The 22,616-nt window shown below is 47.8% G+C and carries 12 protein-coding genes and 1 pseudogene; 10 read left to right on the top strand and 3 right to left on the bottom strand.

Annotated features, from left to right (window positions below; genetic code table 11):
• Positions 1-55: 55 nt before the first annotated feature.
• Both NYR53_RS24595 and NYR53_RS24590 read right to left on the bottom strand, forming a co-directional pair.
• On the bottom strand, positions 56-1,072 hold the full coding sequence (locus NYR53_RS24595; RefSeq protein ID WP_261301769.1) for a YqhG family protein: 1,017 nt from the start codon (positions 1,070-1,072) through the stop codon (positions 56-58).
• Positions 1,069-2,859 (bottom strand): DEAD/DEAH box helicase, encoded by a 1,791-nt coding sequence (locus NYR53_RS24590; RefSeq protein WP_261301768.1) that lies wholly within the window; start codon positions 2,857-2,859, stop codon positions 1,069-1,071. The genes NYR53_RS24595 and NYR53_RS24590 overlap by 4 nt, the downstream gene beginning before the upstream one ends.
• Before the next feature lie 444 nt (positions 2,860-3,303).
• Here NYR53_RS24590 and NYR53_RS24585 point away from each other — a divergent pair, with 444 nt between their 5' ends.
• Complete coding sequence (locus NYR53_RS24585) at positions 3,304-4,143, top strand: lipoate--protein ligase family protein (RefSeq protein WP_261301767.1); 840 nt, start codon at positions 3,304-3,306, stop codon at positions 4,141-4,143.
• A 57-nt stretch (positions 4,144-4,200) separates the two neighbouring features.
• On the opposite strand, the gene dat is transcribed toward NYR53_RS24585, so the two are convergent.
• Entirely contained in the window at positions 4,201-5,031 is an 831-nt protein-coding gene (gene dat, locus NYR53_RS24580) for a D-amino-acid transaminase (RefSeq protein ID WP_261301766.1), read from the bottom strand.
• Between the two features lie 424 nt (positions 5,032-5,455).
• Between dat and NYR53_RS24575 the strand changes: the two genes are divergently transcribed.
• The 9 genes and pseudogenes from NYR53_RS24575 to NYR53_RS24535 all read left to right on the top strand — a co-directional run bounded on the left by NYR53_RS24575 (position 5,456) and on the right by NYR53_RS24535 (position 22,271).
• A complete protein-coding gene (locus NYR53_RS24575) occupies positions 5,456-8,086 on the top strand; it encodes an adenosylcobalamin-dependent ribonucleoside-diphosphate reductase (RefSeq protein WP_261301765.1) in 2,631 nt (876 codons plus the stop codon).
• Between the two features lie 309 nt (positions 8,087-8,395).
• A pseudogene (locus NYR53_RS24570) lies at positions 8,396-8,722 on the top strand (transposase); the annotation flags it as partial.
• 204 nt (positions 8,723-8,926) lie between these two features.
• Positions 8,927-9,439 (top strand): SDR family oxidoreductase, encoded by a 513-nt coding sequence (locus NYR53_RS24565; protein WP_261301764.1) that lies wholly within the window; start codon positions 8,927-8,929, stop codon positions 9,437-9,439.
• Complete coding sequence (locus NYR53_RS24560) at positions 9,408-9,785, top strand: Rossmann-fold NAD(P)-binding domain-containing protein (RefSeq protein WP_261301763.1); 378 nt, start codon at positions 9,408-9,410, stop codon at positions 9,783-9,785. The genes NYR53_RS24565 and NYR53_RS24560 overlap by 32 nt, the downstream gene beginning before the upstream one ends.
• 276 nt (positions 9,786-10,061) lie before the next feature.
• The gene (locus NYR53_RS24555) at positions 10,062-10,646 is read left to right on the top strand and encodes a hypothetical protein (protein ID WP_261301762.1); all 585 of its coding nucleotides are present in this window, start codon (positions 10,062-10,064) and stop codon (positions 10,644-10,646) included.
• Positions 10,647-10,662: 16 nt separating this feature from the next.
• Positions 10,663-10,908 (top strand): hypothetical protein, encoded by a 246-nt coding sequence (locus NYR53_RS24550; RefSeq protein ID WP_261301761.1) that lies wholly within the window; start codon positions 10,663-10,665, stop codon positions 10,906-10,908.
• Between the two features lie 195 nt (positions 10,909-11,103).
• The gene (locus tag NYR53_RS24545; protein ID WP_261301760.1) at positions 11,104-11,721 is read left to right on the top strand and encodes a TetR/AcrR family transcriptional regulator; all 618 of its coding nucleotides are present in this window, start codon (positions 11,104-11,106) and stop codon (positions 11,719-11,721) included.
• 29 nt (positions 11,722-11,750) lie between these two features.
• Positions 11,751-14,282: a PEP/pyruvate-binding domain-containing protein gene (locus NYR53_RS24540; RefSeq protein ID WP_261301759.1), complete on the top strand. Its 2,532-nt coding sequence runs from the start codon at positions 11,751-11,753 to the stop codon at positions 14,280-14,282.
• 201 nt (positions 14,283-14,483) lie between these two features.
• Positions 14,484-22,271 (top strand): S-layer homology domain-containing protein, encoded by a 7,788-nt coding sequence (locus tag NYR53_RS24535; protein WP_261301758.1) that lies wholly within the window; start codon positions 14,484-14,486, stop codon positions 22,269-22,271.
• Positions 22,272-22,616 lie beyond the last annotated feature (345 nt).

Genomic DNA, 22,616 nt, shown 5'->3' with positions numbered 1-22,616 from the left:
TAAAAAGATTGTTAGAACCTGTAGTGTTAATTTTGCGATGTTTTAGCGACTGACGTCAGTTCCTGGGTGCTCGCCCGGCGTTTAAATGAAACAAACCGCAATTGATGACAGATACGACAATACGTGGTTTGTGCTGCCAGTCAATTTCTTGCAGGCGGTTGCGGCATTGGGTTTCGATTTCGTCTCTTTTGTCTGGGTCAGCGCTCAGCAAGAGACCGTTGTAATAAGCTTCCACACGATCGATTTCGCTCCGGTGCTGCTCGTTAGCTTCATCGGCCCAAGAATGATCATACCTGCTAACTTTACGTTCGAGCATCATCTCAAGGGCATTAATCGCTTTCGGAAGTGAAATCGTGTCAGGTAAAATGTGACTATTCGCAGGCAGCTTCGGAGAGAGGCTCTTGGTAAGCATATGTTTATGAAAATGTTCCCGAATTTCACCGCTATTCAGTTGGATAGCGAGAGAGTGAATCTCGCTTCGTTTGCGGTCGCAAACAAGCTCTACCTTGTAATTCACGCAGAACCAGGTGTCATAGACAAGCGCAGCTTGAAAGGTAGCACTCATCGGGAAGGGTTCCTCGAACAAATGAACGAATCGTCCGCGTTCACGGACAATCGTGAACATTTGTTCCAGACGCCTACTGCCGAAGGTCACTTCGTCCTGCGGAAGCCGCTGGGAGATGACAGTCGTAGGTACGAAGCCGAAATAGCGGCCAAGAATGCTGTCTGAATTTCCATCGGGTGGCTGGGAAGCTTGGCTCTGGCTCTGACCGTGGCCCTGACCTTGGCTTGGCGCCCCCACATTTGGTGGGCTTTTGACAGCTGCTGCGGTGGACTTCGCTTTCGTCTCCAGCTTCATTTGTTCAGGATCGAAGATGAACTTATAGGTCATCGTTTCGGCAGCAGCCCCTGTTCGTTCTACGAAGCTCCAATAGTAAGGGCGTCCTGTCATCTCTCTATCTGCCTCAGGAGAGAGCTTTACAGTGACGTAAGCCGGTGATTTCTCTAGAATCGTGCAGTTATAAGCTTCTAGAAAGCGCATGACGAATGTATGAATGTTGCGTTTATTCATGGCCTTACCTCGATGTTTTGCGTACCGCCAACAGCATCAAGAATACCTTGGAAGGCTGCCCCGTATACGGGATTTTGTTCTATTTCCGATTTGACCTCGATAAACGAATGACCTAGCTCATCGATCTTTCTGCGAATGTCTTCACTGGAGCCTGCCTCCATGACCATGCGGAACAAGGATGTTTCGAGTGAGCCTTTTTTCTCGATTTTCTCGAGGATGGTATCGAGTTGACCGATAACGAGCTCAAACATATTGATTTTCTCGTGCAGCAAAGAAAGAATATGCTCTTCAATCGTGTTTCGAGTGGAAAGGTTATAGATGTTGACATCCTGCGTTTGTCCAAGTCGATGCACACGGCCAATTCGCTGTTCAACACGCATAGGGTTCCAAGGCAAATCGAAATTAATCATGTTATGGCAAAATTGTAGATTAATCCCCTCGCCGCCAGCCTCTGTTGCGACAAGGACTTGTACCCGATTACGGAATAAATCCATCATCCAATCTTTTTTACCGCGATTCATACCGCCTCGATAGGGGACAGCTGTTATTTTATGCTCCTTCAAATAATTGAGTAGATACTCTTGGGAAGCGCGATATTCAGTGAAAATGATGACTTTATCATTAATTTCTTGTACGAGCTTCATCGTGGTCTCGGCTTTGGTGTTCGCTTTGATACTGCGAATCAGCTCAACAAGCTCCCATATTTTGGCGCGCTGCGGCGAGTCCTCGGCAGTTTTCTTAAACAAATTGACGAGCGTGATGAAGACGGCGTCCCGAGAACTGCAGACTTCGCGCTGCAGCGTGATAAGGGAGAGCATACTGCTGAGATCACCGGAGCTCTCTTGGTACCTGGTTCGAACGAAATTCGTTACACCCTCGTAGAGTGCCTGTTCATCATTTGAGAGCGTAAGCGGAATATTCTTAACCATCCTTTTGGTATAATGAACGCCGCCGTCGCCGCGACGATTGCGAATCATAACTTTGGATAGCTCCTGTTGAAGCTGACCTTCGTTTTTCGGTATCCTTTTACCAACCACATAATTGGTTTTGAAGCTGCTGTGAACCCCAAGTTGACCTGGTTTGAGCAGGGTGATGAGATTGAATAGCTCTTTCAGGTCATTCTGAACCGGCGTGGCGGTGAGCAATAGGCAGTACTTTTTACGCAGCTCGTTTACGAAGGTGTAATTGGTCGTTTTCTTATTTTTGAGCTTGTGGGCCTCGTCCACGATCAACATGTCATATTCAAGACCCATGACAATTTCGCGATGCGGATCACGTTTGGCGGTGTCCATAGAGGCCACAATGACGTCGCTTTGCTTCCACATATAGGCTTTTTTATGAGCGACAGCTGGAATGCCGAATTTGCTATTCAATTCCCGGACCCATTGCAGCACAAGAGAAGCGGGTACGAGGATAAGCGTTTTTCTGACCAAGCCGCGGATCATGTATTCTTTTAAAATCAAACCAGCCTCAATCGTTTTCCCAAGCCCAACTTCATCGGCCAAAATAGCCCGACCCCGCATCTCGTTAAGCACACGTTTCGCCGTATCAATCTGATGCGCCATAGGTTCAAGCTGCCCTAGATGGACTAGGCACTGCATCTCGTCAAACGTCGAAATAAGCCCCGATTCCTCCGATTCGTAGGCTAGCTGGTACAGCGTCCAGTCGTCCCATGGACCACCTCCGCGCACACGATTATCCAGCTCAGTAAACCAGTCCCTCTCAAAGTGCATATCAAGCTGATTATGAATGGGGCGAATGTTCTCTTGCTGTTCATGTTGACGCATTGATGTGCCCTCCTTAAAGTTTTCGTAAGAAAACTATCTTCGTAAGCGTGAGCTGAGTTTTCGTTTGAAAACTAACTTCGTAAGCTTAAGCTAAGTTTTGCGCGGCAAAACTGTCTTGCTGGTGTTGGGAGTCATATCCGATATATGGCTCAGAGCTCACCCGCAATTCGTCGAATACGTGTTAGTATGTCCAGAAGAGGCGCTTTCATAACTTTTCCATGGAAGTTGTCGTGAACAGTATCGAAGTTAAAAGTCCACCAAGCGGCGCGAAACCGGAATCGATGTAAAAAGTGTATCAAATTCAGTCTGTAGCAGCGTATTTGGAAGCATTGCTGCACATTTGCATCGCCTCTCCACCGATACTAACATCGTAAGTTTGTACGATTTTATGATATGATATAGGTTGTCTTCAGATAGCAATGTGGGAAAGGGTGACAGAAAGAGATGACGACATGGCGATTCATACATACAGGAGATCGTTCTCCTGCTGAAAATATGGCATTAGATGAAGCAATACTGACCGCACACAGCGAGGGAATCGTTCCTCCAACAGTGCGTTTCTACGGATGGAATCCAGCAACGCTGTCGATTGGCTATTTCCAAAAGGCATCGGAAGTCGATCAGGAAGCGGTAGCAAATGAGGGAATTGGCTTCGTACGGCGCCCGACCGGCGGGAGAGCTGTTTTACACGATAAGGAGCTGACGTATAGCATTATTGTTGCTGAGGACTATCCGGGCATTCCGCGCAATGTGACGGAAGCCTATCGCGTGCTGAGCGAGGGGCTTTTGCAAGGATTTCGGGCGCTAGGGCTGGGCGCAGAAATGGTGCAGCTTGCGAGTGATGAGGAGAAAGAGAAGTACGCATCCGCCGGATCAGCGGCCTGCTTCGATTCCCCCTCCTGGTATGAGCTGGTTGTTGAGGGACGCAAAGTCGCCGGCAGTGCGCAGGTTAGGCAAAAAAATGTCGTACTCCAGCACGGCTCCATCCTGCTCGACATGGATACGGATCAGCTATTTCGGATGCTGCGTTTCTCCAACGAGAAGGTTGCGGATCGGATGAAGACGAGCTTTTTGAAGAAAGCTGTTGCGATTAACGAGCTGCTTCGAGCGCAAGGGAAAGAGGCGGTAACGCTCAAACAAGTGGAGGAAGCATTCCGCCGTGAGATCGCAATGGGGCTTGGTGTGGAGCTTGTTGAGGAGACATTGACACCTTATGAAATTGAACTTTCTGAGCAACTTGTACGTGAGAAATATGGCACGGATGAGTGGAATTTGCGTCGTTAAAAGCACGAAAATGCAAAAAAGCACGGACCTTTCTAAGAAAGGATCGTGCTTTTTTGTCTACTGGGCAAAAGTGCGTTCAAACTCACTTTGCAGAGTACGTGTAATCGGACCTGGTGCGCCGGTTCCAATTGCCTTACCATCGATCTGTAAAATTGGAGTAATTTCCACGGTAGTTCCAGTGATAAAAGCTTCATCAGCCGACAAAAGCTGCTCCGTCGTAAAAGGTTCTTCTTTAACTGTGATATTCTGTGAAAGAGCTAACCTCAAAACGACAGCCCGAGTGATACCATGAAGGATCAAATGGTTAGCAGGGTGTGTGTAGAGTACGCCATCCTTGATCATCATCAAGTTAGAGGCACTGCATTCTGTGACGGTGCCACTGCGATGCAGCACAACTTCTTGCACCCCGTGATCAAGCGCTGCTTGTTTGGCCATAACATTGGGGAGAAGATTAAGTGTTTTGAGATCACATCTCAGCCAGCGGATATCCTCTAATGTGATTGCGTTAATGCCATTATGTATCGTAGCAAGGGGTCTGTGCACCTCTGTGCAGTAGGCCATCAGAACGGGCTCGGATTGAGCAGGGAAAGGATGTGCCCGGGGAGCTTCGCCTCTGGTAATTTGCATATAAACAGTGCCTTCATTGAGACCATTCTTTTCAATAAGCTGTGTGAGAATATGACCCATTTGTTCAATCGAAAAAGGTAGTTCTATCCGCACTTCACTTGCGGTTCTTTGGAGTCTCTGCATATGAGGAGCTTGCTCATAAATTTTCCCGTTATATACACGGAATACTTCGTATATCCCATCTCCAAAGTAGTAGCCACGATCATCAGGTGAAAGAAGAATGTCCTTCTTGTTGACGAATTCATTTTTAAAGAAATACATATCCAACATCTCCTCAAGCGTTTTCTTATGAATGTAGTATTGGAACCTTATCCCATATTTTCACAAAAGTATTTATCGAACAAATGTTCTAAAAAGAAATAAAATGTGTTATCCTATTTATAGGTTAGCAGAGGAATTAACGAACGTCAAAACGAGCTGTAAAGGGCATCTCATCTTGCTTGGTTGAATGATTAAATTTAGTTGTTCAGACCGCGAAAAAGAGAGAATTAGTAAGTAAGGATTAGCTAATATGATGAAGGGTTGTCTTAATAACGAAATTTGGTTCTTTAGCTATTAGAAGATCAATATATAGTGAGGTATAATGAATTTCGCACACCATATATTGTAATTTTACATAAACTTCATAAAGTAACTTTAATTTTAGTTGTAGCTGAGTATGTAGCTTATTGGGAGGGAATTATGGATGGGGATTGTACAGTCTAATAAGAAGCTGGATGGATTAAGCGAGAAAATATTTTTGGATCGTTATGCACTCAAAAATGCGGATACGAGTTTGGCCAAGGTGGGCGATACGGTTCTCGTTTTGACGAAGGATGACCCTAAATTCCCAGCCAAAGAAGTTGGCGAAATTATCAGTCGTAATGGCAATATCGTTAAAGTAAAGACAAGAAGTGGCGAGACTGTTGAATCTGCAGTGGAAAAGCTCACTTTAAATATTGAGAAGACACCGGAAGAAATGTGGAACCGCTTGGCAGGTGCAATGGCATCCGTCGAAGCAACCCCTGAGAAACGTAAAGAATGGACAGATAAATTCAGATATATTCTTGATGATTGGAAGCTTGTACCAGGCGGACGTATTGCTGCTGGTGCCGATGCAAGTGATGAACTGACCTTATTTAACTGCTATGTGATCCCGTCTCCACACGATAGCCGAGGCGGAATTATGAGCACACTCTCGGAAATGACGGAAATTATGTCACGCGGCGGTGGAGTTGGTATCAATCTCTCTTCCCTTCGTCCACGTCGATCAGTTGTGAAAGGTGTTAATGGATCATCCAGCGGTGCTGTTTCTTGGGGTGGTTTGTTCAGCTATACAACAGGCTTAATTGAACAAGGCGGCAGCCGTCGCGGAGCGCTTATGCTCATGATTAACGACTGGCACCCAGATCTTGAGGATTTCATTACAGTGAAATCAACGATGGGTCAAATTACGAACGCAAATTTATCTGTTTGTGTAAGCAATGGATTTATGAAAGCCGTTAAGGAAGATCTCGAGTGGGAGCTTGTTTTCCCGGATACGACGGACCCTGATTACAACGATAAATGGGATGGCAACTTAGATGCTTGGAAAAAACTGGGTAAATCCGTCAAGCCTTATCGCACGGTAAGAGCACGTGATGTTTGGCATACGATCATTGAGTCCGCTTGGAAATCGGCTGAGCCTGGTGTTGTATTCCTGGAATACTACAACCAAATGTCCAACAGTTGGTACTTTAATCCGATTATTTGTACGAATCCATGCGGGGAGCAGGGGCTTCCGGCTTGGGGCGTTTGCAACTTATCTGCTATTAATCTATCTAAGTTTTATGACGCGGAGAATCATGATGTGGATTGGGCAGATTTGGCCAAAGTCGTTCGTTATTCGACTCGCTTTCTTGATAATGTTATCGATAAGACACCTTATCATTTTGAAGAAAATCGTACGAATCAACAAGGCGAGCGCCGCGTAGGATTAGGTACTATGGGCCTTGCTGAACTGATGATTAAATTGAAAATTCGATATGGAAGTCCGGAATCGCTTGTATTTTTGGACAAAATCTATGGCTTTATGGCAAGAGAAGCTTATCTGGCTTCGGCTGAAATTGCCGGTGAAAAAGGGTCTTTCAAAGAGTTTATTGAAGATAAGTTCCTCGAGAGCGGCTTTATGAAAAACATGACGAAAGTATTCCCAGAAGTTGGCGAAGCGATTAAGCAAAATGGTATGCGCAATGTAACAGTAATTACCCAAGCTCCAACTGGAAGTACGGGGACCATGGTGGGTACATCGACGGGAATTGAGCCTTACTTTGCATTTGAATATTATCGTCAAAGCCGCCTTGGTTTTGATAAACAATATGTGCCAATCGCACAGGAGTGGAAAGATGCGAATCCGGGTCAAGATCTGCCGGACTACTTCGTAACCTCCATGACCTTGACTGCGGAAGATCATATCCGAGCGCAAGCTGCGATTCAAACATGGGTAGACAGCTCGATCTCCAAAACAGCCAATTGTCCTGCAGACTTCACCGTGGAAGAAACGAAACGCTTGTATGAGTTGGCTTTCGATCTAGGTTGTAAGGGCGTGACCATCTACCGTGATGGCAGCCGTGATGTGCAAGTATTGAGTACAAGCGCGGACAAAAAGGAAGAGAAGAAAGCAGAAGCAGCTCCAGTGGCTGTTGCCGCGGAAGCCGTGAAAGAAGAAGAGAGCTTTACAAATCTATCAGGTAAACTAGCTGTAGATGTGGATGCGAAGACGGAGCAAGTATTCGATAAACAATACAAGCGTCGTCCACAAATTCTACGCGGTGCAACGTATAAAGTGAATACACCGTTCGGGATGGCGTATATCACGATTAATGATATGAACGGTACGCCGAGTGAAATCTTCCTCAACGTAGGAAAAGCGGGATCCGACGTGTTCGCAATGTCCGAAGCACTCGGCCGCGTGTGCTCCTTGTTCCTGCGTTATGGCGATCACGGGGATAAAGTGAAGCTGCTCGTGAAGCACTTGAAAGGCATTGGCGGTTCCGGCGCCATTGGCTTCGGCAACAACCGCGTCGAGTCCATCGCAGACGCGGTTGCCAAAGCGCTCGAGCAGCACGACGAAGTGATGAACGAGCAAGACGACGCGCGGAACTACGTGACCGCGACGAGTGAAGTGCTGGATGCGCCAGCATCAGCACCGGTTCTGGAAGTTGGGCACACAGGTCATGGCGGCAGCGCGGCTAGCGCTGCGCCGAAGGACCTGTGCCCGTCGTGTGGATCCGCTTCGCTGGTGAACAGCGAAGGGTGCAAGAATTGCATCAACTGCGGGTACAGCAGGTGTTCTTAGGATTGAACCAGGGCGGGAGCCCTGGTTTTTGTTATTTTTCATAAATAACTATAAATGTTTCAAATATTTTTGTAGGTTTTGTTTCAAATCTTGAATTATGCATGGAAATGTATAAAAATACACAGTTGATAAACAAACCTAGACCCATATTGGTCTAGGTTTGTTTTTTAACTTCATTTCATTGGTGAGTTTACCAAAGGACTATTTTGGTAATCAATAAACAAAATTAAAGTAAAAAAATTTAATAATGTGGATGGAAGTTTTTTTTTTTTTTTAAAACAGAGCGGAGAAAGCCGCTCTTTAGTTTTTTACTTCAACGTTGAGAAGTGTAAAACATGTCCATTAAGCGAAGGTTGTTACAAACCTGGATCCAAAAGCAAAACATACTCGATCCGGATAGTGACGGAACACTTCAAGGAACAGATTGAATTCGAACTTAGTGATACGTTCAAGAAAAGGATAAAGCGTAGACCCATTATTGAACACAAGAATGCTGAAATGAAAAGATTCCACGGTATGGACGTAGCCAGATACCGGGGTCTATTTCGCATGCGAATACAGGCATATCTCACCGCATTCGTCGTGAATGTGAAGCGAATGGTCAAGTTAAAAGAAGAAAAGCAGCCCGCCATCTAACGAGGAACGGACTGCTTTTTTTCATTAAACCCAAGGCACCCTCCATTTCGAAGATCCACTGTATTCAAAAGTAGGGCTTTGCAGTGGTCTCCTCCTGGAAGTGCTTTTTTATATTTTGTTTTAGGAAGCAACGTTTAATGAACGCTTTATCCGTATAGTTGAGATTGTCAGATGACCCCATAAAATTTGAAGGAGAGAACTCAATTGTATAATCATTATGATCTTTATGGACCCGTGCACAAGGGGCTATGTTATTCGTTGAGTGGTATTTGTTATCAAGCAGGCTCGGTAGTCATTATGAATGACCAAAATTTGAAATCGTTTATTAAAGAATGGAGACAAATCGTTGTCATCTTGGAAAGATTCATTCTTGCATTCCTTTATCAAGCGGATGCCATTTTTCTGGCAAATGCTCTATCTCCAACGGAAACCGCTCAAGGTCTCGCGGCGGTGGAGGCGGCCAAAAGAGCCGACGTTAAGAAAATCGTGTATTTATCGGTGCCGATGCCGGAAGATTCCAAGCATATGCCCCATTTCAAAAGCAAGATTCCGGTTGAAGAGGCCATTCGTCAGTCCGGGGCATCATTTACCATTCTTCGTCCTAACAACTTCTTTCAGAACGATTACTGGTACCGGGAGGCGATTCTCCATCACCGGATATCCGCAGTCGATCGGTTCTTTCAGGTTGAATCGCGTAGACGTAAGGGATATAGCTGATGCTGCTGGTAATGCGATCCTTCGGGATGGTTATGAAGGGAAAGAGTACCCGATTTACGGTCCGGACTCTCTGACGGGAAATGCGACAGCAGACATCTACAGCCACATCATTGGGGAAGAAATCCGTTATGGGGGAGACAATTTGGACGCATGGTTCGAGCAATCGCGAAACATTCTGCCGGATTGGATGGCGAAAGACTTTAGAATTATGTATCAATATTTCCAAGAGCGGGGAATCCTTGCGACTGAACGGGATATCGAGCTACAACACGAAATCTTACAACGGGACCCACGTTCCTTTGAAGCTTTCGTGATTGAAACGGCAGCTCATTGGAAGCATAGCTGATAAATATAACCGGTTTATATATCTTTCGATTGATGGCCGATGAAAAACAAATTGTTAAGATGATTCATGAGTTCGGAGTTTTTCAAAAGGGGGATGTTTTATGTTGAAAAAGCTTGTGATTTGTCTGTTAGTAGCTGCCACTTTACTTGGTTCCGGTCTTTACGTTTCCACCGACCACGTCATGGCCAGACATGTTAATGAGTACGAAGGACAGCATTGATTGTCATGTTTTAAGGAGGAAAAGCTCGGTAAATCTGAAGCGAGGCTGGATCAAGTATGGAGATGAAGGTTGGAAAACACAGTATCATCGAGATGCACGAGCTCGTTTTTCATAAAGAAAATGATGCCGAGGTGGTCATTGGCCGCACGGAAACCAGAACGTTCACCGTACTGCCTGCAATCGGTCACGAAACCATTGAATACTTACAGCGAGGATTAACAATCGGAGAAACGGAACACATCTTGGTTCAAAAATACGCTGAGCCTTTCGACGTTTCCGCTATTGTCGAAGAGCTAATAGAAGATCATAAACTCGAGTACCGCTTGGATGGCAATATCGTAAACAGCCGCGTGCAGATCAAATTCGCCATACTTTTATCCGCTGCAGGCATCGCATTTTTTCATCCCGCATACATCCCGAGATATAAAGACTTCCTGCTCACTCCTTCTACGCCATTAAACATCCTATATTCCCTTGCAGCAGCCTGGTTTTTTCTCTTTCTTCATGAATTTGCACACTTGATATCCGCTCGTTCTTTTTGGAGTCAATTGCAGTATCGGACTCGGCCACAGGTTGATATTTCCTGTCGCCGAAACAGATATGTCCGGCATTGTCGTTGTTCCGCGAAATCAAAGATATAGCACCTTTATAGCCGGAATGTGCTGGGATATTGTTTTTTTATCGGCAGGCGTATGGCTCGAGTGGCTTCATGACCTGCAATTGATCGTTATGAATGAGAATGCCCTGCAGACGATCCGTTTGATCAACTGCCATTTAACTGCGCTTATCCTGTTCCAGTTTCTATTTTTTATGAAAACCGATTTATATTATGTGTTCACGAATGTTTTCCGCTGCCCGAATCTACTTGAGCATACTTTTTTAGTGGGGAATCCTTGCGACTGAACGGGATATCGAGCTTCAACGCGAAATCTTACAACGGGACCCGCGTTCCTTTGAAGCTTTCGTGATTGAAACGATAGCTCATTGGAATGTTACGAATTGGAAAAATCTTGTTGACAAAGACATTGTGCATTGATAATATAAACTCATAATTCAATGAATAGATTATACATTCAATTTATGAGGTGTTCAACTAAGATGGATGAATCGAATAAGCGGAAAACCTATACCAGTGAATTAAGAAACAGACAGAAAGAACAAACTCGCGATCTTATCATGGAATCCGTAACTTCGATCATTGCCGAAGGGAGGATTCACAATTTTAGCGTTCAGGACGTAGCTGATCGCGCAGGTATTTCCTACGGATCCATGTACCGGCATTTCTCGACCCGAGAAGCACTACTTGAATCGTTATTTGCATGGTCGGATGAGAAACTTTTGAGTCAGGTTCAGATCATACCGAAGACACTGGATGAGATTCCGGAGACAACACAAAAAAAAATGGTTGCCCTTGAAGATTATCCGGAGCATGCTATTGCTACTGTTCGGACTTTGACGGCGATGAATATCATCCCCGAATCGGTTCTAGCTAAGGATGAAAAATTTCATAAGATTATAACAGGCGAATTGCCGTCCCTGGACACGGATTTTGCCCGTCAAGCAGCATCAGTTATCCGATATTTATCCAGCTCAGTGTTCTGGATGCACCTTACTACGAGGTTCGGGTTCGGCCCGGATGAGTACTCGTCCGCTGTAACCTGGGCTCTCGAAACGTTAATCAAAGATTTGAAGGCGAGAAATGAGGAACAATCGTAAATCGTTCAAATGAAAGAAGGATGTAGTGTATGAAAGCTACTGAAATAATACCTTATGTAATCGACATGACCCATTCGATTGCAACGGATGCCGAGCTTGTCGGAAAAAAAACAGCAAATCTTGCTGTTTTGAGAACAGCCGGTTTTCCCGTCCCTGAAGGGTTTGCGATCACAACCGCAGCCTTTGACTCTTTTATGGCGAATATGGAGAATCCGGCCGGCATGCCAAGAGAGGAGTGGCTGAGGCGACCCATTCCTGATGATGTGAGAGCGCTCATTATTCAATCGCTTAAGGATTGGGGGGATATTCCGTTAGCCGTTCGATCCTCTGGGGTCGCAGAAGATTTGAAGGGCGCTTCTTTTGCAGGTCAGTACGAAACCGTGCTAAATGTACGTGGAGTTGAAGCGGTTATGGATGCTATTCGAAAATGTTGGGCATCCGCTTACAGCTCTCATATCAAGCAGTATCAACGTTCGCAACAAATCGCGGAAGCCCGAATGGCTGTTCTCATTCAACCTATGATTGCGGCTGATTGCGCAGGGGTAGCTTTTACGGCTAATCCCGTAACCGGGAACCCCGACGAAACGACGGTTAGCGCTGTACGCGGTCTTGGCGAGAAGCTCGTTTCCGGTGAAGTAACTCCGGATGAATGGGTGGTCCGAGACGGCGAAGCGCGATGCATTCATGCACCGGAAAGGGCGGTCACCTCGAAAGAGGTGCACGCAGTCGCATGGCTCTCCCGTCAAGTGGAACAGCACTTCGGTTGCCCGCAAGACATTGAATGGGCGATCTGCAACGGCAAGTTGTTTTTGCTTCAAGCTCGCCCGATTACTGCACTAGGCGGTGCCGGGAAAGTCAGCGAGAGTCCGGTTCATATTGATGTTCCTCATGGTTTTTGGGAACGGGAAGCCTCTCACCATCCGCAGCCTCTTTACCCCATCACGAGTTCTTTCTATCCCTCGTTCCTCAACCAAGCGTTTCAATCTTCCTTTAACGAAATCTGCCTGCTCCTTGAAACGATAGAAGCAAAAGAAATCGGCGGATATATTTATCAACGAGTCGTGCCGCTGGGTGGTAAAGACCGTAAATCACCACCAAAATGGATGATGTCTGCACTTATTAAGACGGTACCGTCACTACGCAAACGTATCCGGATATGTCAAGATTTTATTGAAAAAGAGCGGCATACGGCCATCATTGAGCAATGGTATACCGACTGGAAGCCCGAATACAGCCAGCGATTCCACAGTTTTCGCGATGTCGAGTTAAAGCGATTATCCGATACGGAGTTGACGCAGCACCTGAAGAACATTACTGATTTCATGGAGCAAAGCCTTCGGGTCCACATGATGCTAAATGGCTCAATTAACTTGGCGTTGGCGGAGTTTGCCTTCGCTTGCCGGGATTGGCTGGGCTGGGCTGAAGGGATGTCGATGGAATTGTTAAGCGGACTGTCCGAAACTTCCAGCGAACCGTCCCGGTTACTTGCACAGCTGGCTAATCGGCTCAAAGAAAACCCGGAACTCGTACGATTACTTGAACGAATCGACGGGCAAACGATTCATCTTATGCGTGAAGTTGATTCGGATTGGGTGCAAGCTTTCGATGATTATCTGAAACAATACGGATATCGGGCGATCCGCTATGAAGTATGCGATCCGATTTTATTGGAGATGCCGGAGCTGACCTTAAGTCTTTTGAAGGACCAACTTACCCGAAATTATGATCCAGCAGCACAAGCTGCGGAGCTGTTGCGGAAAAGGACTTCCTGCAGATTAGAAGCACACAAGCGCTTAGCGGACCAACCGGAGCGGTTAAAGGTATTCGAGCGTTTAATCCAAAAGGCAGAGCGGGCTTACCCGATCCGGGAAGAACACGGATTTTACGATACGAGCACTCCGCTAGCATTTTTGCGACTGGCACTTTTGGAAAGCGGTGCGAGATTGGCAAGACGCGGACAAATCGACGAAGCGGGTGACATTTTCTACCTGGAGTTTCCTGAGGTTGTGTCGGAATCGGCAGTAACGGGAAAGGCAAATTTTCAAGATGCCGTTAGGCGTAGGAAACAACAGCGAAGGCAAGTACTCGCCAACCCTGGCCCGGCCAGCTATGGGAAGGTGCCGCCTCCGCCTCCGCCAATGGACATTCTGCCCGAGAAGGTGCGATTTGCGCATGAAGCGGTTATGTGGCAGCTCGAAGCGGTATTTGCAGCCCAAGCCAGCGGGCAAAAACAAACTGGAAGCAACGGACTTAAAGGAATCCCGGCATCGGAAGGTACGTATACGGGCCCCGTTCGCGTCATTCGGAACGAAACTGAATTCTATAAAATCAAGGCGGGGGACGTCTTGGTGTGCCCGATCACCTCTCCGGTATGGTCTGTACTGTTTCCAAGTGTAGGTGCACTGATAACGGATACGGGCGGCATTTTATCCCACTCCGCCATTATCGCCCGCGAATATCGGATTCCATCGGTGGTTGCTACGGGGAATGCTACACAGCTGTTGCGCGACGGACAGTTGGTGACCGTTAACGGAGCTACAGGAGAAATATCTTTTTGTTAATTTGCTTGAATTCCGAGAGCGTCTGCCTGTCTAACCAAGATTGAATTTGAGCTAGACGCTCTACAGAGAACAAGAATACCTTGTCCGCAATGTGGCGGGAGGGGTTTATATTTATAAAATGATACAACTTGTATCATCTATCGCGAAAATATAGTATAAATAATACGAAGTGTATATTTATGTATGTACAGGAGGATAGATATGAATTCCTTATTTAAACGAAAATGGTCATTATTACTCATTGTTTTTCTCATGCTGCAGTCAATAATTCCGACTTGGGCTGCAGGAGCGCAGTATGCAGCGAATAATCAGCTTTCTAAGCGGGAGACTTTGCCGGATTGGGCTGAACATGAAATCAATACTTTGCGTTCGGAGAATATTATTCAAGGCTATGAAGACGGCAAGTTTTACCCGGATCGCCTCATATCGCGTGCTGAGTTCATTGCTATCTTGAATAGATCGTTCGGTACGCTATCGGCCGACGAGACTAAGGAAAATTCGGATGCTTTTTCCGATTTGGATGGCGAATGGTCTGCCGATGAGGTCAAGAAAGCAGCGCTTAAAGGCTGGGCGCAAGGGTTTCCGGACGGAACGTTCCGCCCGAATCAATCCGTTAACCGTCAGGATGCGGCGGTGATGTTGAATCGGATCATAAAGTTAAGCCCGGTCAAAGAACCCTCCTTTAAGGACCGGGGGACGATTCCAACATGGGCGGCTTCCGACATTGCAGCTATATCCGAAGCTGCCATACTGGAAGGGTATCCTGACAGTACCTTCCGAGGCGAGAAGTTTTTGACACGGGCCGAAGTGGCAGTCGTCTTGTTCAGAGCGCTGGAGTATATGCGGAAGAAATTCGAAGTACGGCCGCTCACGATCGAAACGTTATCGGTTACCGGGAAGCCGCTCGCCGATGCCTATGTGTTTGTCCGGGAGAAGGGAAAACGGTCATTACTCAAATGGGGGAAATCTGGCGCGAACGGAAAGCTCGTACTCAGCTTACCCTACGGTATGTATGAGATTACACTGCAGAAGGAAGGCTATGCCGCTCATCAAGCGATCAAATTCGAAAAAGCAAAAACCGAGTTTAGCTTGAAGGCCGAAACCGCCGCCGCTTTTACGGGAAAAGTGCTGGTAAAAGAGGGCAAACCCGCAGACGGAGCGATCCTGTCGTTTACGACGAATCCAACCTTTATTACGGTTACCGGAGCTGACGGAGCGTTCAAGGTAAGCGTGCTTCCTGAACGGAACTATCGTATGTATTTGACGGAGGATGACTATCTTAGGGGTTTGACGAAGCCTATAGGCATGGGTCAAGATTTGCTAGCCCTGTTATCTGATAATATGAAGAGCCTGCGATTGCTTGATGAGGAGAAGCCGGATGCGGATTTCTGCAAGTGCGGCAATCACGAGCTGCTTCGTGTACTGAAAGCTCCTAAAGCGGGGGAATCGCTCGATATTGGTACTGTCAATCTTTCGGACCTGAATACGCCGCCGGGTGGCGGTGATCATTCGCCTCCGGCAATCCCGACGGGACTACAAGCAACGGCCAGAATCGGAAGCGCAGCATTGCAGTGGTCGGCAGTTAGTGACGCCGACCTAAGCGGATACAACGTTTACGTGTCGGCAAACGGTGGAACGACGTGGAACCCGGCAGTAAATGCCGGCAACGTGACGCAGTACACCGTAACGGGCTTAACTGCCGGCGTTACGTACAGCTTCGCCGTATCGGCGGTGGACGCCAGCGGCAACGAATCGGCGAAGTCCGCGAAGGTGGATGCGACGCCAACCCAAGCGCCTGACCAAACGCCGCCGTCCGTTCCTGCGGGATTGCAGGCAACGGCCGGAATCAACAGCGCTGCGCTGCAGTGGTCTGCCGTTAGCGCCGCCGATCTGAGCGGGTACAACGTTTACGTGTCGGCGGATGGCGGAACAACGTGGAACCCGGCAGTGAGCGTCGGCAACGTGACGCAGTATACGGCAACGGGCTTAACCGCCGGCGTTACGTACAGCTTTGCCGTATCGGCGGTGGACGCCAGCGGCAACGAATCGGCGAAGTCCGCGACAGCGCAGGCTACGCCGCAATCACCACCGTCAGACCAGCTCCCGCCCGATCCAAGCACGGTAGCTACTCAGCTTCCTACAACGGGAGCGACAACCTTTGCAGACCAAACATCATTCCTGTTCACCGGCCCGACTCCGATTCAAACCGGCGTGGCTCCAGATACGATCAAGCCGGAACGAACGGCCGTGCTGCGCGGGAAAGTATTGGACGACGCGGGTCAGCCTTTGCCCGGAGCTAAAGTAACGATATTGGATCATCCCGAGCTTGGCCAAACGCTCAGCCGGGCGGACGGTATGTTCGATATCGCGGTAAATGGCGGCAGCAGACTTACCGTCAATTATGAGAAAAACGGCTACATGTCCATTCAACGTCAAGTCGAAGCGCCATGGCAAGATTATGCGGCTATCCCTGATGTCGTATTGAAGGCATTTGACAACAAAGTAACGCTGGTTAACCTAAATGATGCGACAGAGATGCAAGTGGCTCGCGGAAATATGACTACAGATGCTGACGGATCAAGAACGGCAACACTGCTTGTTCCTGCCGGTGCTAAAGCGACGATGAAACTCGCCGACGGTTCTACCGCTGAATTGAACGAAATGCATTTCCGCGCAACAGAGTATACGGTCGGCGATAACGGCCCTAAGGCGATGCCCGGAGAACTGCCCCAATTCGTAGGCTACACGTATGCCATCGAGCTTTCTGCAGATGAAGCGGTGGCAGCGGGGGCTGCGACAGTTAGCTTTGACAAGACCCTATATTATTACGTGGATAACTTCTTGCAATTTCCGGTTGGAGGTGCCGTGCCTGTCGGCTACTATGATCGCGAGACCTCAAGTTGGGTACCGTCGGCAAACGGGAGAATCATTGAAATCGTGGCGACGGACGGGGGCATAGCCGCAATCGACAGCGATGGCGATGGCATAGCCGATGACGATACGAAGCTGAATGAGCTTGGCTTTACCCAAGAAGAACAAATGAAATTGGCTGGTCTTTATACAGCTGGGAAAACATTATGGCGCGTTCCGATCCAGCATTTTACGCCATACGACTGCAATTGGTACTACAAGGCGCCGGATGATGCGATACGACCTGACGACAATGACCCGAACCCGGATAATCCGGATATTAACGATCCCTGTAAAAAGAAAGGCTCGATCATCGGCTGTGAAGAACAATCGCTGGGGGAAAGCATTCCGTTGACCGGAACCTCGCTAAGCTTGAACTATTACAGCAGAAACACGCCTGGCTATAAGGAGAAGTCGTCATTACACATTCCGGTGAGCGGTGATTCCATACCTGATTCACTCACAGGAATCGGGTTGAAAATCGAAATCGCGGGTAGAACGATTAACAAAAGCTTTCCGGCGGAACCCAACCAGGAGTTTATGTTCCAATGGGATGGGCGCGATGCCTACGGAAGAGTTCTTACAGGAAGCCACCCTTATAAGATTACTTTTGATTACTATTATCCGGTAGCTTACGTGGAACCGGTCTCCTCCTATTACAGCGCATTCGGCCGGTTGCCCAACTTTGACGAGGAGCTTAGGCCGCGGGAAAATGCAGGTTTTTCCTACCAGAACAGCTATAAGGGAGTGTTGGAAAGCCCGGAGAACCCATACGGGGAAAACGGAATAGCCGGGTGGAGTATCAACACCCATAACATCCTGGACGAGGCGAATCTTTATTTGGGTAACGGCTCGATATCGGAAAGGGTAGATCAGACAGTCGGAGCTGAGATCAAATTCCGCGGAGATGCCTCGAATCCTGACAGTCTCGTATTAACGGACACGATTGGCTCATATAGTCAGATTAACAACGTAATGGATGCGGACGGCTCGATCATCTTCTCAGCTTATGCGATTGTTAACAATAATGGAAGCAACGCTGTGAACAACAATGTATACCGCCTTGCGAAGGACGGCACTTTGACCAGATGGAATTCGTCGCCATTAGGGCAGGGGAGCTTAAATGGCTTTGCCCTGGATAAAGACGGATCGCTTTATACAAGCGAGTGGGGGAAATACCAAATTGTGAAAAGGACGAAGGCGAATCCGGATAATCCGATCGTCGTGGCCGGAAACGGCGCGCTGGGCGTTGAATTTGGGGATATCCAAGACGGAGCAGATGCGAAATCAGTTAGCTTGTATAATCCGCGAGATATCGAATTCGGGAAGGACGGCAGTATTTATTTTATTGATTCCGCGGGGCTTTTCAAAGTCAACACGGACGGTACGATTACCGTTTTGCACCAAAGAAGGCCTTTAACCCGCGATAATTTCGGCGCCGCCGGCGGCTTTGCAACCCAAAGTAATGTGGGTGGACTCATGCAAGCCTTGGAGATTGGTCCGGACGGCAGTTTGTATGTGCTGGACCATTATATGAATGCCTGTTTGAACTATTATTATTGCACGCATTCACGTATCCGCAAAATCGATCCGCAGGGACAAATTTCGTTGGTGGCCGGTTTACCGGCGGGGTATTTCCCAAGCACCGGAAAACAGTACAATCTGGATAAGACGGAAAAAGCTTCGGAAGCCGTATTTATGACCGATAATATCGAAATCGACCAAACCGGCAATATTTATTTTATTGAGAAACAAACCAACCAATTATTTAGAATTACACCAGACGGTAAGGTTGAGGAGGTTGCTCACGCCTTCGTTGAGCAAGCGGTGAACGTGGCTAAGAATGAGAGCGGTAGTACGGTAGTACGACTTGTCTCCGGTGGTCCCGACAGCGAGCTATCCATCGCTACTCTGAGCAGTAGTAAGCCGGGGCCCGATCGATTTTATCAATACCAAATCGGCAAAAGCCGTTTGGACAACGATCATGTGATATCGGACTCCAATGGAACCTTGTTGTTCGAATTTGATAAAGGCACCGGCTTGCATAAACGGACATTAGACACAATGACTGGAAAAACAGTACAAAGCTTTGGATATGACGCACAAGGACGGCTTGCTTCCGTGACGGACGGCGACGGCAATACGGTCGTCATCGAGCGTAACGCGCAAGGCATTCCGACCGCGGTCATCGCTCCCGGCAGCCAGCGCACAGAACTGACGGTTGAGAACAGACAGTTGATGGCCGTTACGAACCCGTCCGGTGAATCCTATCGGATGCAGTACGACAGTAAGGGATTGTTGACCCAGTTTGAAGATCCTCGGAATCAGAAGAGGGATTATGGCTACGATGCGCAAGGGCTTCTCACCGACGCGAAGGACCCGGGAGGCGAGGCGACGCTCACTCGGACATATTTTGATGGCGGCAATACCATTACGTATACCAAATACGGCCAAACCACAACGTACAAGACAAGTCAAACGGACGGAGTCGTTCGTCATGATATTACGGATCCTTCCGGCGCTTTGACGACATCGTACATCCGAAATGAGGGGATGGAGCAAGAGGTTCACTATCCTAGCGGTGTTGTCGTGACCAGCCTGATGAAGGCCGATCCGCTCTTCGGGCAGGAGGCGCTGCTTCTGGACAGCATGACCGTAACGACGCCTGCCGGACGTAGCTGGACATTTAGCGAGAAACGGTCGGTGGAGACAGGAAATGCCACTCATCCATTAGATTTAAAGAAGATGACCGTAACTTACAAGACGACGGACAATAAAAGCGGCAAAACGACAACCTCCACGGTGCAGTACGATGCTGTAGCAAAAAAACTGATTGAAACCAGCAGTCAGGGCTATCAAACAATTACAACCTATGACGATAATAGCCGAGCTATCAAAGCGGAATATCCGGGCCAGAACATCGATCCGATTGCGTACCAGTATGATGCCAAAGGACGGCTCGCGCAATCGCAGCAAGGCAGCCAGTTCGTTCAATACACGTATGACGATCAGAACAACCTGGTCAAGACGCAGGACGCTCACGGAAGCACGAAAGAGTATGGCTACGATAGCTCTGGGAGAATGACAGGCGTTAAACTGAACGGTAAAGACTCGATTCAAAAAGGCTACGATGCGAACGGCAATATGACATCGATCACGATGCCTAATCAATCGGTATACCGGCAATCGTTCAACAGTCTGGATGAATTCGAAGGCTTCCTGCCTGAAGGCGAAGGGATTGGCTCGAAGTCGTTCCATAAAAACGGGCTGCTGGATTACACGCTGCTACCAAGCGGCAAAACGGTCGATTACACGTATGACGCCGGCGGTCGGATGACCGGAATGAATGATGCTGACATCCAACGGACGTTTACGTACAAAGATAATACGGATCGCGTCAGTAAAGTCGAATCGGTGAATTCAGCGGTATATGGCGTGAAGCAAACCATTGACTACACCTATGACGGAAACGATGTCATGAAGATGACTTGGAGCGGGAAAGCCGCAGGGCAATTCGATTATACGTACGACAGCTTCTCCAAGCCGACGAACATAAAGGCAGTGGTGGGTGGAGTAACCACCAATATTCCGATCGGTTGGGATGATGACGACAATCTGAAGACGTTTGGACCGTTCTCCTATATGCGCGTCAATAACTCGGGATTTGTCAGCTCGGTTCAGGAGGGCGCTGCGGGAGCCGCTTTTAAAGTCGATAAAGGCTACGATACGATGGGTCGCGTTAACTCGGAGATCTACAGCGTCAAAGGCGCAGAAATTTATCGGGTCGGGCAGGAATTCGATGACAGAGGCTGGCTCACCCGGAAAACGGTGAAGACGAGTGTCACTGAGGACGTATACGATTACTCGTATGATAGCGACGGGCAGCTTGAAACTGTGAAGGTAAACGGAACGATGCAGGAACAGTACAGCTATGACGTGAATCGCAACCGACTGACTCGCGCGATAGGCGGAGCTGCACCGGAAATCAGCGTCTATAATCCGTATGATCAGCTGCAAAATGCGAATAACGTGCAGTACCAATATGACAAGGACGGATTCTTAACGCAAAGAGACAACGATGTGTTCCGTTACGGATCTAATGGTGAACTGCTGCAAGCCGTAACGAACGGGAAGACGATCCGCTATACGTACGATGCGCTCGGAAGAAGAACAGCGCGTGAAGACGGGACCGGTACGATGCTTTATTTATATGGCAATCCGCTAGACGCGCAGCAGGTGACCTCCTCTGTCTACGGCGGAACCGTTACGACCTACTACTATGATGAAGGTGGCTTGCTGCTGTCCTTAGATCGCGGCGGAGCAAGATACTACGTGGTAACGGACAACGTCGGAACTCCGCAAGAGATGTACGACAAGAACGGAAGTAAAGTGAAAAGCTATCAATTCGACAGTTTTGGAGTTTTGCTCAGTGATTCCAATCCGGCCTTCTTCTTGCCGATTGGATACGCCGGCGGCATCGCAGATCCTGACACGAAGCTCGTTCATTTCGGCTTCCGCGATTACGACCCGGCGGCGGGAAGATGGACAGCTCGCGACCCGATTTTATATAATTCCGGTCAAGCGAATCTATATGCTTACGTCAACAACAACCCTGTTCTGCTCCGTGACCCTTGCGGTTTGTTCTGCGTCGGTTTCTCGGCTTACGCTGGCTTGGGAGCCGGTGTCAAAATTTGTGCCGATGAAGACGGGGTATCCGCTTGCGGAGAAGCCGGGGTTGGGATCGGCGGCGGATTTGAAGTGGACCCATTCGAGAATATTGCGAATGACGGCGTATCGGTAGAAGCGACAGCGAAGCTTAAAACGCCTGCCGGAGGCATTAGCGGAGGGGTTAAGTATAAGCAGAATTTTGACGGTAATTGCCCTGAATTCGGCCCTATTCTAAAAGCTGATGTCGGCCCTTTCAGCGTTGATCTGTTGAGTCCAAGCAAATCAGGCAGAAAATTTAAACTCGATGGCTTGAAAGGTGGCCCAAGCTGGGATTTGAAGAACATTAAACCGGGCTTGAAAGCGGAGGCTGCCATTAAGGGCAAAGTCTGCGGCTCAATTAGACACCCTTAAATCATTAGTTTTAGTCTGAATAGAGTAGGCCAATCATATGGCTTGCTCTTTCTTTATGCTGTAAAATAATGACATAATGCGTTTGTGATATTTAAAGGAGGCGTCCAACTATCAGGCAATGGATGAAAGCTATAGTGACACAACTAACTTTGAAGTGAATAAAGAACCTGGACGGTTAAATTAGAACGACAACCTACATCAATAATTCAAAGAGCTAAATTGAGTTTCTTCTCAATGTAGTTTTTATCATTCAGAGACCGTAATTGATCTTCCTTAATTTCCACCTCCTCATGTATTGCATATTTATACATGTACTGTATATAGACTAAATAATTTTTTCTAACG

Origin of the sequence: Paenibacillus andongensis (assembly GCF_025369935.1) — a bacterium.
Taxonomy (GTDB): Bacteria; Bacillota; Bacilli; order Paenibacillales; family NBRC-103111; genus Paenibacillus_E; species Paenibacillus_E andongensis.
Note: the sequence above shows the minus strand (reverse complement) of the source record. Positions and strands in the feature narration are given on the sequence as shown.

What these genes read in the sequence shown, in the direction of transcription:
- NYR53_RS24595 (WP_261301769.1), bottom strand. Translation starts at nt 1,072, where the DNA reads ATGAATAAACGCAACATTCATACATTCGTCATGCGCTTTCTAGAAGCT.
- NYR53_RS24590 (WP_261301768.1), bottom strand. Translation starts at nt 2,859, where the DNA reads ATGCGTCAACATGAACAGCAAGAGAACATTCGCCCCATTCATAATCAG.
- NYR53_RS24585 (WP_261301767.1), top strand. Translation starts at nt 3,304, where the DNA reads ATGACGACATGGCGATTCATACATACAGGAGATCGTTCTCCTGCTGAA.
- dat (WP_261301766.1), bottom strand. Translation starts at nt 5,031, where the DNA reads ATGTATTTCTTTAAAAATGAATTCGTCAACAAGAAGGACATTCTTCTT.
- NYR53_RS24575 (WP_261301765.1), top strand. Translation starts at nt 5,456, where the DNA reads ATGGGGATTGTACAGTCTAATAAGAAGCTGGATGGATTAAGCGAGAAA.
- NYR53_RS24555 (WP_261301762.1), top strand. Translation starts at nt 10,062, where the DNA reads ATGGAGATGAAGGTTGGAAAACACAGTATCATCGAGATGCACGAGCTC.
- NYR53_RS24550 (WP_261301761.1), top strand. Translation starts at nt 10,663, where the DNA reads ATGTGCTGGGATATTGTTTTTTTATCGGCAGGCGTATGGCTCGAGTGG.
- NYR53_RS24545 (WP_261301760.1), top strand. Translation starts at nt 11,104, where the DNA reads ATGGATGAATCGAATAAGCGGAAAACCTATACCAGTGAATTAAGAAAC.
- NYR53_RS24540 (WP_261301759.1), top strand. Translation starts at nt 11,751, where the DNA reads ATGAAAGCTACTGAAATAATACCTTATGTAATCGACATGACCCATTCG.
- NYR53_RS24535 (WP_261301758.1), top strand. Translation starts at nt 14,484, where the DNA reads ATGAATTCCTTATTTAAACGAAAATGGTCATTATTACTCATTGTTTTT.